Genomic DNA, 12,667 nt, shown 5'->3' with positions numbered 1-12,667 from the left:
CCATGGAAGGGACCAAACCGGTGAACAAGAAGCTCGCGGCCGCACTGTCCGGCGGTGCGGTACTGGTACTGGCGCTGTCGGGCTGCGGCGGCGACGACGGCAACGACAAGCTGGACTCCTGGGCCAAGCAGGTCTGTGACGCCGTACAGCCGCAGGCCAAGAAGATCGAGTCGGCCAATGCCGCGATCCAGAAGGAGACCTCGGACAACAGCACGCCGAAGGACGTCCAGAAGACCGACGCACAGGCCTTCCAGGACATGTCCGACGCCTACAAGGCGATCGGGACCGCTGTGAACAAGGCCGGGGCGCCCGACGTCGAGAACGGCGAGAAGAAGCAGAAGGACGCGGTCAAGGAGCTCAACTCGATCTCCGCCGCGTACGCCTCCCTGAAGAAGCAGGTCGACGAGCTCGACACCAAGGACCAGGGCAAGTTCGCCGACGGTCTGAAGGACATCGCCACCGAGCTGGACAAGCTGAGCCAGAGCGGGAACGACGCCCTCAGGAACCTGGAGGAGGGCGAGGTCGGCCAGGCGATGGCCCAGCAGTCCAGCTGCAAGGCGGCCACGGCGTCGGCGGGCGCCACCCAGAGCTGAGGGACCGGAAACCGGGCGGCAGGGGCAGTTCGACCCCGCACGGGCACGTGCGACCTCCGCCCCGGCGGCCACAATGGGGGGCGTGAGTAACGCCAGCCAGTCACCCCTGCCCCCGCTGCCCGCCTCCGACCGCCCCGATGTCGCCGCCCGGCTCCGGGACGCCCTGCTCGCGGCCTCCTTCACCGCCGACGGACTGCTCGAACTGCTCGGCGCCCCCGCGTACGCGGCGCTCGCCCGGAGCGAGACCGTGCCCGCGCTCCGGGCGACCCGCGGGGACACGCCGCTGGAGATGCTCGTCCGGCTGTTCCTGCTCCAGCAGCCCGTGCCGCACGCGCGCGCGGCGGCGGTCCTGCCCGCGGACGCCTGCCTGGAGGCGGGCTGGCTGGCCCGGACCGGCGGGAACGACATCTCCGCAACGGTCGACGTCCGGCCCTACGGCGGTCCCGGCGGCGAGGACTGGTACATCGTGTCGGACCTCGGCTGCGCGGTCGGCGGCGCCGGCGGCATCGGCCGGCGGGACGAAGGCGTCGTCCTCGGAGTCGGCGGCGCCTCCACGACCCTCGCCGGGATCACCGTGCGTACGCCCGCCGCCGCGGCACTCGACCTCGGCACCGGCTCCGGCATCCAGGCCCTGCACGCCGCACAGCACGCCACGCGTGTGGTGGCCACCGATCTCAACCCGCGCGCCCTGCACATCACCGGTCTCACGCTGGCGCTGTCCGGCACTGCCGCCGCCGACCTGCGCCAGGGCTCCCTCTTCGAACCGGTCCGGGGCGACGAGACGTACGACCTGATCGTCTCCAACCCGCCGTTCGTGATCTCGCCCGGTGCCCGGCTCACGTACCGCGACGGCGGGATGGGCGGGGACGATCTGTGCCGCACGCTCGTTCAGGAGGCAGGGGAGCGTCTGAACCAGGGCGGGTTCGCGCAGTTCCTCGCCAACTGGCAGCACGTGGAAGGGGAGGACTGGCAGGACAGGCTGAGGTCATGGGTGCCCCGCGGGTGCGACGCGTGGATCGTGCAGCGCGAGGTGCAGGACATCAATCAGTACGCCGAGCTGTGGCTGCGGGACGCCGGTGACCACCAGGGCGACGCGGCGGAGTACCAGGCGCGGTACGACGCATGGCTCGACGAGTTCGAGGCGCGCAAGGTGAAGGCCGTCGGCTTCGGCTGGATCACCCTGCGCAGGACGGACGCCGTCGTGCCCTCGCTCACGGTGGAGGAGTGGCCGCACCCGGTCGAGCAGCCGCTCGGTGACACGATCCGGGCCCACTTCGACCGGCTCGACCACCTGCGCGACCACGACGACGCCGCGCTGCTCGAAGGACACTTCCGGCTCGCCGCCGAGATCGTGCAGGAGCAGGTCGGGCTGCCCGGCGCGGAGGACCCCGAGCACGTCGTGCTGCGCCAGAACCGCGGCATGCGCCGGGCGACCCGGGTGGACACGGTCGGTGCGGGCTTCGCGGGCGTCTGCGACGGCACGATGAGCGCCGGCCGCATCCTCGACGCCATCGCCCAGCTGATCGGCGAGGACCCGGTGCTGCTGCGCGACCGCACCCCGGCCCAGATCCGGCTGCTGGTCGAGCAGGGGTTCCTGGAACCGGTCCGCTGAGCGGACCGCCGAGGGGCGACCGAGAGGGGAGCCGAGGCGGCCCGCCAACAAATTCGAGTCGATTTGAACACCTCGACCGAAACGGGTCACGAGGAAGCGGACGCCCTTGATCCACCGTCGTCCCGCCCCGGCGTTCACCTCGGGTTCGCCTGCCCGTCGCCCACGCGTGTCAGCCTCCCGTCGCTGGGGATGCGAGACAGGGGAAAAGGGGCACGGCGGGTCATGGAGAGCGAACCGGCGATCTTCGCGGGAGCGGTGTTCTCCCTGTTCGGAGGCGCACTGCTGGCCTGGACCGTGCTGCGCGTGCGTCGGCACCTGCCCGTCGCCGAGGGTGTGAGGCCGGCCCCCTCGGCGGCCCTCGCGAGTGTCGTCGCGGTGCTCGCCCTGGGGCTCGGAGCGTGGTGCTTCAGCCGCCTCTGAGGTCGGCGCCGGCGACACTGCCGCCGGTGACCGGGAGGTCGCGCTCCGCACAGGGCCAGGCCCGCCCCCGGCACTCCGGGCGGCAGGATCGGTGGTAGTCGGGTTACCGTTCGAGTGGCCGTTGCGGGCTTTTCCCGTTTGACACGGGGGCGGGATGTACCGTCACACTCCGCAGCGTCACCACGTACCCAGCCCCGGTGAACGACTCCGGGGAGGCCCCAGCGTCGACCGGAGAGAAGAGCGAAGTTGTCCCCGACCAGCGAGACCGCAGAGGGCGGCCGCCGACTCGTCATCGTCGAGTCGCCTGCCAAGGCGAAGACGATCAAGGGCTATCTCGGCCCCGGCTACATCGTCGAGGCGAGCGTCGGGCACATCCGCGACCTTCCCAACGGCGCCGCCGAGGTGCCCGAGAAGTACACCGGCGAGGTCCGCCGCCTCGGTGTGGACGTCGAACACGACTTCGCGCCGATCTATGTGGTCAACGCCGACAAGAAGGCGCAGGTCAAGAAGCTCAAGGACCTGCTGAAGGAGTCCGACGAACTCTTCCTCGCCACCGATGAGGACCGCGAGGGCGAGGCCATCGCCTGGCACCTCCAGGAAGTGCTGAAGCCCAAGGTCCCGGTCAAGCGGATGGTCTTCCACGAGATCACCAAGGCCGCGATCCAGGCCGCCGTGGCCAACCCGCGCCAGCTCAACCAGAAGCTCGTCGACGCCCAGGAGACCCGCCGCATCCTCGACCGCCTCTACGGCTACGAGGTCTCGCCGGTCCTGTGGAAGAAGGTCATGCCGCGGCTGTCCGCGGGCCGTGTCCAGTCGGTCGCGACCCGCCTCGTGGTGGAGCGGGAACGCGAGCGCATCGCCTTTCGTTCTGCTGAGTACTGGGACCTGACGGGCACCTTCGCGACCGGCCGCGCCGGGGACTCGTCGGACCCGTCGTCGCTGGTCGCGCGCCTGCAGACCGTCGACGGCAGGCGGGTCGCGCAGGGCCGCGACTTCGACTCCCTGGGACAACTGAAGAGCGCGAACACCCTCCACCTCGACGAGGCGAACGCCCGCGCCCTGGCCGCCGCCCTGGAGCAGACGCGGTTCGCCGTCCGCTCCGTCGAGTCCAAGCCGTACCGCCGCTCGCCGTACGCCCCGTTCCGTACGACGACGCTGCAGCAGGAGGCCAGCCGCAAGCTCGGCTTCGGCGCGAAGGCCACGATGCAGGTCGCGCAGAAGCTGTACGAGAACGGCTACATCACCTACATGCGTACGGACTCCACGACCCTGAGCGACACGGCGGTCGCCGCCGCCCGCGCCCAGGTCACGCAGCTGTACGGCGCCGACTACCTGCCGCCGCAGCCGAGGACGTACGCCGGGAAGGTCAAGAACGCGCAGGAGGCCCACGAGGCGATCCGCCCCTCGGGTGATCGTTTCCGCACTCCCGCCGAGACCGGACTGACCGGTGACCAGTTCAAGCTCTACGAGCTGATCTGGAAGCGGACCGTCGCCTCCCAGATGAAGGACGCGACCGGCAACAGCGTCACGGTGAAGATCGGCGGCACGGCGGCCGACGGCCGGGACGTCGAGTTCAGCGCGTCCGGCAAGACGATCACCTTCCACGGCTTCCTGAAGGCCTACGTCGAGGGTGCCGACGACCCGAACGCGGAGCTCGACGACCGCGAGCGCCGGCTGCCGCAGGTCTCCGAGGGCGACGCCCTGAGCGCCGAGGAGATCACGGTCGACGGGCACGCCACCAAGCCCCCGGCCCGCTACACCGAGGCCTCCCTGGTCAAGGAGCTGGAAGAGCGCGAGATCGGCCGCCCGTCGACGTACGCGTCGATCATCGGCACGATCCTCGACCGCGGCTACGTGTTCAAGAAGGGCACGGCCCTGGTGCCGTCCTTCCTGTCCTTCGCCGTGGTCAACCTCCTGGAGAAGCACTTCGGCCGGCTCGTCGACTACGACTTCACCGCCAAGATGGAGGACGACCTCGACCGCATCGCCCGCGGTGAGGCGCAGTCCGTGCCGTGGCTGAAGCGGTTCTACTTCGGCGAGGGCACGGTCAGCGGCGGCGCGGCCGACGCCGGCAACGGCGACGGGGACCACCTCGGCGGCCTCAAGGAGCTGGTGACCGACCTGGGCGCGATCGACGCGCGCGAGGTGTCGTCGTTCCCGGTGGCCAACGACATCGTGCTGCGGGTCGGCCGTTACGGGCCGTACATCGAGCGCGGCGAGAAGGACACCGAGCAGCACCAGCGCGCCGACATCCCCGACGACCTGGCGCCCGACGAGCTGACCGTCGACCTCGCGGAGGAGCTGCTCGCCAAGCCGAGCGGCGACTACGAGCTGGGCACGGACCCGGCCACCGGCCACACGATCGTCGCCAAGGACGGCCGCTACGGCCCGTACGTGACGGAGGTCCTCCCCGAGGGCACCCCGAAGACGGGCAAGAACGCGGTCAAGCCGCGTACGGCGTCCCTGTTCAAGACGATGTCCCTGGACACGGTGACCCTCGACGACGCCCTGAAGCTGATGTCGCTGCCGCGTGTCGTCGGCACCGACGCCGAGGGCCAGGAGATCACCGCGCAGAACGGCCGCTACGGCCCGTACCTGAAGAAGGGCACGGACTCGCGCTCCCTCCAGGCCGAGGAGCAGCTCTTCACGATCACGCTGGAGGAGGCGCTGGCGATCTACGCCCAGCCCAAGCAGCGTGGCCGGGCGGCGGCCAAGCCGCCGCTGAAGGAGCTGGGTACCGACCCGGTCAGCGAGAAGCCGGTCGTGGTCAAGGACGGCCGCTTCGGTCCGTACGTCACCGACGGGGAGACCAACGCGACCCTGCGCTCCGGCGACAGCGTCGAGGAGATCACCCCGGAGCGCGGTTTCGAGCTGCTCGCCGAGAAGCGCGCCAAGGGGCCGGCGAAGAAGACCGCCAAGAAGACGGCCAAGAAGGCGCCGGCGAAGAAGACGACGACGGCCAAGAAGACCGCCGCGAAGAAGACCACGACCGCGAAGAAGACGACGGCGAAGAAGACCACCCCCGCGAAGAAGACGGCCGCCAAGACGGCGACCGCCGCCAACTCCGCGGAGGACTGAGCGCAGATTCGTCCCAAGCCCTCGGAGGACTGAGCGGCAGTTCGCCCCAAGTCCGCGGAGGGCCGAGCGGCAGATCTGCCCCAAGTCCGCGGCGGGCCGAGCGGCAGATCTGCCCCAAGTCCGCGGAGGGCTGGCGTCGTTCGTGTCTGTCCGGAAACCGGACGGCCGCGTCCGGTTGTTCGCCCAGGGTTCGGAAAGCGAACGCCCCGGCAACACTTCGGTGTCGGGGCGTGCGCATGCCAGCCCGCGCCCCCCGGGGTGTCGGTGGCTCCCGATAGGCTGAACGCATGACGCGAGCCGACCACCCAACGGCCCCTCAGCCCGCCCCCGACGACGCCCTGGTCGCGGACTCCCGCGAGCGTGCCGTCCGCGCCCTGCTGCGACGACCGCAGCTGAAGCGGTTGTGGAGCGCACAGCTCGTGGGTGGTGTGGGGGACACCCTCGCCCTTCTCGTGCTGGTCCTCCTGGCGGTCCAGGCGGCCGTCGCGGAGGCCTCGTTCGGGGGTGGTTACCGGGGCGTGGCGTTCGCAGTGGCGACCGTTTTCGGGGTGCGCATCCTCGCGACACTCCTGTTCGGCGCCGTTCTGCTCGGCCCGCTCACCGCCCTCACCTCGCAGGACGGCCCGCTCGACCGCCGCTGGACCATGGTGGGCGCCGACGGGCTGCGCGCGGCGCTGCTCATCGTCGCGCCCCTGTGGATCGACTGGACGCCCGACAACGCACTGGCCCTCCTCCTCGTCACGGCGTTCGTGACAGGCGTCGCCGAGCGGTTCTGGACGGTGTGCCGCGAGAGCGCTGCCCCCGCGCTGCTCCCCGCCCCGCCGCCGGAGGGGGCGACGGTCCGGCCGCTGCCCGACCACATGGACGCCCTGCGCCGCCTGACGCTGCGCACCGGCTTCGCGGCGATCCCCCTGGCGGCCGTCGTGCTGGTCGTCGCGGCCCTGTTCAACAACCTGCTGGGCGCCGGAATCGACTGGTTCGGCCAGCACCAGGCGGCCCTCGCCTCCTACGTGGCCGCCGGGATGTTCGCCGCGTCCCTGTCCGTGCTGACCTTCCTGGAGCTGCCCGGCACGCGCACCCCGCGCGCGCGGTCGCCGCTGGAGGGACTGCGCCGTCCGAAGACCACCGCCGGCGCCGACAAGGGCCGCACCGGCGCGATGCCGCTGCTGGTCCTGTCCTGCGCGGCCGTCGCGGCCGGGGTGTCGGCCGCCGTCGCTGTGGCCGTGCTGCACGCCAAGGACCTGGGCGGCGGCCCGGTGCTCTACGGCCTGTTCGTGGCCGCGCTGACCGGCGGTGTCGTCGTCGGCATCCGTACGGCGCCCGCCCTCGTGCCCGCCCTGTCGCGCCGTCGGCTGCTCGCGCTGACCATCGCCTTCACCGGTGTCGTCCTGCTGGCCGCCGGGCTGGTCCCGGACGTCACCACCGTGCTGCTGATCCTCGCGCTGGCCGGTGTCGGCGCGGGCCTGTCCGCCAACATCGGACACACCCTGCTCGACCAGGAGACCGAGGAGAACCGGCGCGCCCGCACCACTGAGCACCTGCACGCGGTCGTGCGGGTCAGTGTCGCGCTCGGCGCGGTGATCGCCCCCCTGGTGGCGGCGGCGATCGGACCGCACCGGCTGGAGAGCGGCAAGTTCGTCTTCGCGCACGGCGGCGCGGCCTTCACGCTGATGCTGACCGGCGCCCTGCTGCTGCCCGTCGCCGCGCTGGTGCTGGCCAAGGTCGACGACCGCTCCGGTGTGCCGCTGCGGCAGGACCTGAGGGACGCGCTGCTCGGCGGCGACGACCCGGACCAGGGGGCCGCGGCCACCGGCTTCTTCATCGCCCTGGAGGGCGGCGACGGGGCCGGCAAGTCCACGCAGGCCGAGGCGCTCGCCGAGTGGATCCGCGCCAAGGGCCACGAGGTCGTGCTGACGCGCGAGCCGGGTGCGACGCCGGTGGGCAAGCGGCTGCGGTCGATCCTGCTGGACGTGTCGAGCGCGGGCCTGTCGCACCGCGCGGAGGCACTGCTGTACGCGGCCGACCGGGCCGAGCACATCGACACCGTCGTACGGCCCGCCCTGGAGCGCGGCGCGGTCGTCATCTCCGACCGGTACATCGACTCGTCCGTCGCCTACCAGGGCGCCGGCCGTGATCTCTCGCCGACCGAGATCGCCCGGATCAACCGCTGGGCGACGAACGGGCTGGTGCCGCATCTGACCGTGCTGCTGGACGTCGCCCCGGAGACCGCGCGTGAGCGGTTCACCGAGGCGCCGGACCGGCTGGAGTCGGAGCCCGCAGAGTTCCACGCGCGCGTGCGGGCCGGTTTCCTCACCCTGGCCGCCGCCGACGCCGGGCGCTACCTGGTGGTGGACGCCGGCCAGGAGCCCGAGGCCGTCACGACGGTCATCCGGCACCGCCTCGACCAGGTGCTGCCGCTGTCCGAGGCCGAGATCAAGGCCCAGGAGGAAGCGCGGAAGAAGGCCGAGGAGGAGGCCCGCCGCAAGGCCGAGGAAGAGGCCGCCCGCAAGGCCGAGGAGGAGCGCCTGGAGCGCGAGCGCCAGGAGCAGCTCGCCAAGCTGCGCGCCGAGGAGGAGGAGCGCAAGCGCCGGGAGCTGGAGGAGGCGCAGCGCCGCGAGGCCGAACGGCAGGCGGAGGAGGCCCGGCGCCGGGCCGAGGAAGCGCGCCGGAAGGCCGAGGAGGAGCGGGCCCGGCTCCTCGCGGAGGAGAAGGCCCGCGCCGAGGAGGAGGCCCGCCGCAGGGCCGAGGAGGAGCGGCGCCGCAAGCAGGCCGAGGAGGAGGCGCGACTGCGTGCCGAGGCCGAGGCGCTCCGCCTGGAGAAGCAACGCAAGGCCGAGGCGGCGCTGCTGCGTGCCGAGGAGGCCCGGCGGCTCGCGGAGGCGGCTGCCGCGGCGGCCGAGGTCGGCCCGAAGAGCTCCACTCCGAAGAAGAGTGCCGCGGGGTCGGCGGCCGCTCAGGACGCGGCGACCGTGCCCACGCCGGTGGTGACACCGGGCGGTGCGTCCGACGACACGACCGTGCTGCGCCCGGTGCGGGACGAAGAGCAGCAGGCGGACCGGGGCCGGACCTCCGGTGAGTCCGACGCCGAGGTGACGGCGGAGCTGCCGAAGCCGCCGGTTCCGCCGGTGGCCGGGGAGGGGACGGAGGCCCTGCCGCCGTTCTCGCCTCGCGCCGGGGACGAGACCGAGGTGCTGCCGCAGGTGCGCGAAGCCGACGCCTCCGGGGCAGCCGACGATACGGCCGTGCTGCCCCCGGTCCGGCCGGGGGACGCCGAGGAGACGGCGGTGCTGCCCCCCGTCCGGTCCGAGGACGCCGAGGAGACGGCCGTGCTCCCGCCGGTGCGTGGGGACGAACCGGCGGACCGGGTTCCGCCCGGGTACTTCCGGAAGGAGGCCCCGGCCGCCCGGCCCGACGGCACCGAGGACCGCACGCGGGAGATGCCCCAGGTCGACGCCGACGGGACGCCGCGCCGCCGCCGGTCCGACTGGGCCGAGGAGACCCCGCTGGACGACCTGCCCTCGCTCGCGGACGAGCTGCTCGGACCGCACGACGACGAGCCGGACCAGGGCCGCGGGCGCCGGGGGCGGGGGGGCCGGGGCCGCTGAGGCCTCCGGCGGGTCGGCGCGGGAGCCCGGGGTCCTGACGCGGCCGGGGGTGCTGATGCCTCCGGCGGGTCGATGCGGGAGCCCGGGGTCCTGACGCGGCCGGGGGTGCTGCGGCCTCCGGCGGGCCCGCCCGGAAGCCCGGCTCGGGCCTGCGAGGCGGCCGGTCGGACGCTGTGCACCGGATGCGGGGGCGGGCGTTGTCAGTGGTCGCCCGCACAATGGATCTCGCAACGCGGAACGTGACGGAAGGGCGGCGTGACCCATGACCGTGTGGGACGACCTCGTCGGGCAGGAGAGGGTGAGCGAGCAGCTGGCCGCTGCCGCCCGGGACGCCGACGCGCTGGTCACCGCGGCCGCCACCCACGCCCCGCCGCCGGAGGCGTCGAAGATGACGCACGCGTGGCTGTTCACGGGCCCGCCCGGGGCCGGGCGGAACCAGGCGGCGCGTGCGTTCGCGGCGGCACTGCAGTGCGTCAGCCCCGACCGGGCCCTCGGCGGCTCCCCGGGCTGCGGCTTCTGCGACGGATGCCACACGGCACTGATCGGCACGCACGCCGACGTCACCACCGTCGCCGCCGTCGGCACGCAGATCCTCGCCGACGACATGCGCGACACCGTCCGTAAGTCGTTCACGTCGCCGGCGAACGGCCGCTGGCAGATCATCCTCGTCGAGGACGCCGAGCGACTGAACGAGAAGTCGGCCAACGCCGTCCTCAAGGCCGTGGAGGAACCCGCCCCGCGTACGGTCTGGCTGCTGTGCGCCCCCTCCATCGAGGACGTCCTGCCGACCATCCGCTCCCGCTGCCGCCACCTGAACCTGAGCACGCCGAGGGTCGACGCCATCGCCGACATGCTCGTACGCCGCGAGGGCGTCGAGCCGGACGTCGCCGCCGCGGCGGCCCGCGCGACCCAGGGCCACGTCGACCGGGCGCGCCGCCTGGCCACCGACCCGGCCGCGCGTGAACGCCGAGCCGCCGTGCTCAGGCTGCCGCTGCGCGTCGAGGAGATCGGCGGCGCGTTGAAGGCCGCCCAGGAGCTCGTCGACGCGGCGGCCGAGGACGCCAAGCAGCTCGCGGAGGAGACGGACGCCAAGGAGACCGAGGAACTGAAGGCCGCTCTCGGCGCCGCCCAGGGCGGTCGCATGCCGCGCGGCACCGCGGGCGTCATGAAGGACCTGGAGGACAAGCAGAAGCGCCGCAGAACGCGCACGCAGCGTGACAGCCTCGACCTCGCCCTCACCGACCTCACGGCCTTCTACCGAGACGTCCTCGCCCTCCAGCTCGGCTCACGCGTGGCCATCGCCAACGCGGACGCCGAGGACGCTTTGGAGCGCCTGGCCCGCGCCAGCTCCCCGGAGGCCACGCTCCGCCGTATCGAGGCGGTCGCGGCCTGCCGTGACGCCCTCGACCGCAACGTGGCGCCGCTGCTAGCGGTGGAGGCCATGACGATGGCGCTCAGAGCGGGCTGAGAGACCGGGGACGTCGTCGTCCGGCTCTACGAGTCCCGCGGTGGCTCCACGAGCCCGCGGCGGTCGCGTCACCGGCGCCCTGCGCACCGGCTTTCGCTCGCCGGAGCCAGGTCGCAGGACACCGGGTCGGGCATGCGGTTGACGTCGTAACTCGTACGAGGCACGACATGCACGCAGGGCACTCATTCCGTCGCTCAGGGTTACGATCGCTGGATGGACACACGGCGTACCCCCCGCTCCGCCTCCGGCTCCGGGGGTCTCCACCGCAGGACACGCAACCGGGCCGAGACCGCCGCCGGTCTCCTCGCCACGGCCGCGCTGCTCGTCTCCGCCTGCTCCTCCGGGACCGCGACGACCTCCGCCTCCGCGGCGCAGGAGGCGGCCCTGGTCGCGCTGCCGAAGGCCACGCCCGCGGCGCTGTCGTCGTACTACGGGCAGAAGCCGGCCTGGCGCGGCTGCGGTGCCGGTTTCGAGTGCGCCACCCTCAAGGCCCCGCTCGACTACGCCGAGCCGTCCGCCGGTGACGTCCGGCTCGCCCTCACCCGCAAGAAGGCCACCGGCCCGGGCAAGCGGCTGGGCTCGCTGCTCGTGAACCCCGGAGGGCCGGGCGGCTCGGCGATCGGCTACGTGCAGACGTACGCGGGCATCGGCTACCCGGCCGAGGTGCGGGCCCGGTACGACATGGTGGCGGTCGACCCGCGCGGCGTAGCCCGCAGCGAGCCCGTGGAGTGCCTGGACGGGCCGGGGATGGACACGTACACGCGGACGGACACCACGCCCGACGACGCGAAGGAGACGGACGGGCTGGTCGCGGCGTACCGGACGTTCGCCGAGGGCTGCGGCGCGGACGCGCCCCGGCTGCTGCGTCATGTGTCCACCGTGGAGGCCGCCCGGGACATGGACATCGTGCGGGCGGCGCTCGGCGACAAGAAGCTGAACTTCGTCGGGGCCTCGTACGGCACGTTCCTCGGAGCGACGTACGCCGGGCTGTTCCCCGAGCGGGCGGGGCGGCTGGTGCTGGACGGCGCGATGGACCCGTCGCTGCCGGCCCGGCGGCTGAACCTCGAACAGACGGCGGGATTCGAGACGGCGTTCCGGTCGTTCGCGAAGGACTGCGTGCGGCAGGCCGACTGCCCGCTGGGCGGCAAGGGCACCTCGCCCGAGCGGGCGGGCGCGAACCTCAAGGCGTTCTTCGAGAAGCTGGACACTCGGCCCGCCCCCACCGGTCACGCCGGTGGCCGCAAGCTCACCGAGTCGCTCGCCACGACCGGTGTGATCGCGGCCATGTACGACGAGGGCTCCTGGGAGCAGCTGCGCGAGGCGCTGACGTCCGCGATGAAGCGGAACGACGGATCCGGACTCCTCGTGCTGTCCGACGGCTACTACGAGCGGGACGCCGACGGCGCCTACAGCAACCTGATGTTCGCCAACGCGGCGGTGAACTGCCTGGACCTGCCGGCCGCCTTCGACACCCCGGAGCAGGTGCGCACGGCCCTGCCCACGTTCGAGAAGGCGTCGCCGGTCTTCGGTGAGGGCCTCGCCTGGGCTTCCCTGAACTGCGCCTACTGGCCGGTGCACGCCACGGGCGAGCCGCGCCGCATCGAGGCCAAGGGCGCGGCGCCCATCGTCGTGGTCGGCACCACCCGCGACCCGGCGACCCCCTACCGCTGGGCACGGGCCCTGGCCGGCCAGCTCTCCTCGGCGCGCCTGCTCACCTACCAGGGCGACGGCCACACCGCCTACGGCCGTGGCAGCTCCTGCATCGACCGGACGATCAACGCCTACCTCTTGCGCGGCACCCCGCCCACGGACGGAAAGCGCTGCTCATAACCCTGCTGTCGGCCCCGGACGGCCAGCCTCTGGGGCTGGTGCGGAGCACCCTCGGAAACTG

At 72.8% G+C, this 12,667-nt stretch carries 7 protein-coding genes; all 7 read left to right on the top strand.

The annotated features are described in order from the left end of the window. The first annotated feature begins 2 nt into the window (after positions 1 to 2). The 7 genes from ACFY5B_RS33510 (at position 3) to ACFY5B_RS33480 (ending at position 12,606) form a co-directional block, all read left to right on the top strand. Positions 3 to 593, top strand: coding sequence for a small secreted protein (locus tag ACFY5B_RS33510; RefSeq protein WP_344461090.1), 591 nt, complete (start codon positions 3 to 5; stop codon positions 591 to 593). 73 nt (positions 594 to 666) lie between these two features. Further along, positions 667 to 2,205, top strand: a complete 1,539-nt coding sequence (locus tag ACFY5B_RS33505) for a methyltransferase (RefSeq protein WP_389976998.1) — start codon at positions 667 to 669, stop codon at positions 2,203 to 2,205. A 222-nt stretch (positions 2,206 to 2,427) separates the two neighbouring features. Then, entirely contained in the window at positions 2,428 to 2,625 is a 198-nt protein-coding gene (locus ACFY5B_RS33500) for a hypothetical protein (protein WP_389976995.1), read from the top strand. A 246-nt stretch (positions 2,626 to 2,871) separates the two neighbouring features. Continuing rightward, positions 2,872 to 5,703 carry a type I DNA topoisomerase gene (gene topA, locus ACFY5B_RS33495; protein WP_389976993.1) on the top strand — a complete coding sequence of 944 codons (2,832 nt, stop codon included), beginning with the start codon at positions 2,872 to 2,874 and terminating at the stop codon, positions 5,701 to 5,703. Between the two features lie 287 nt (positions 5,704 to 5,990). Continuing rightward, positions 5,991 to 9,308 carry a dTMP kinase gene (gene tmk / locus ACFY5B_RS33490; RefSeq protein WP_389976990.1) on the top strand — a complete coding sequence of 1,106 codons (3,318 nt, stop codon included), beginning with the start codon at positions 5,991 to 5,993 and terminating at the stop codon, positions 9,306 to 9,308. A 262-nt stretch (positions 9,309 to 9,570) separates the two neighbouring features. Continuing rightward, a complete protein-coding gene (locus ACFY5B_RS33485; RefSeq protein WP_389976987.1) occupies positions 9,571 to 10,776 on the top strand; it encodes a DNA polymerase III subunit delta' in 1,206 nt (401 codons plus the stop codon). Between the two features lie 213 nt (positions 10,777 to 10,989). Further along, on the top strand, positions 10,990 to 12,606 hold the full coding sequence (locus tag ACFY5B_RS33480; RefSeq protein ID WP_389976984.1) for an alpha/beta hydrolase: 1,617 nt from the start codon (positions 10,990 to 10,992) through the stop codon (positions 12,604 to 12,606). Positions 12,607 to 12,667 lie beyond the last annotated feature (61 nt).

The organism is Streptomyces sp. NPDC013187 (assembly GCF_042899705.1).
GTDB classification, from domain to species: Bacteria; Actinomycetota; Actinomycetes; order Streptomycetales; family Streptomycetaceae; genus Streptomyces; species Streptomyces hawaiiensis_A.
The sequence above is the reverse complement of the archived record's forward strand: the minus strand, read 5'-3'. Positions and strand labels throughout refer to the sequence as shown.

Excerpts from the sequence above, each read along its gene's own strand:
- ACFY5B_RS33510 (WP_344461090.1), top strand. The coding sequence starts at position 3 with ATGGAAGGGACCAAACCGGTGAACAAGAAGCTCGCGGCCGCACTGTCC.
- ACFY5B_RS33505 (WP_389976998.1), top strand. The coding sequence starts at position 667 with ATGGGGGGCGTGAGTAACGCCAGCCAGTCACCCCTGCCCCCGCTGCCC.
- ACFY5B_RS33500 (WP_389976995.1), top strand. The coding sequence starts at position 2,428 with ATGGAGAGCGAACCGGCGATCTTCGCGGGAGCGGTGTTCTCCCTGTTC.
- tmk (WP_389976990.1), top strand. The coding sequence starts at position 5,991 with ATGACGCGAGCCGACCACCCAACGGCCCCTCAGCCCGCCCCCGACGAC.
- ACFY5B_RS33485 (WP_389976987.1), top strand. The coding sequence starts at position 9,571 with ATGACCGTGTGGGACGACCTCGTCGGGCAGGAGAGGGTGAGCGAGCAG.
- ACFY5B_RS33480 (WP_389976984.1), top strand. The coding sequence starts at position 10,990 with ATGGACACACGGCGTACCCCCCGCTCCGCCTCCGGCTCCGGGGGTCTC.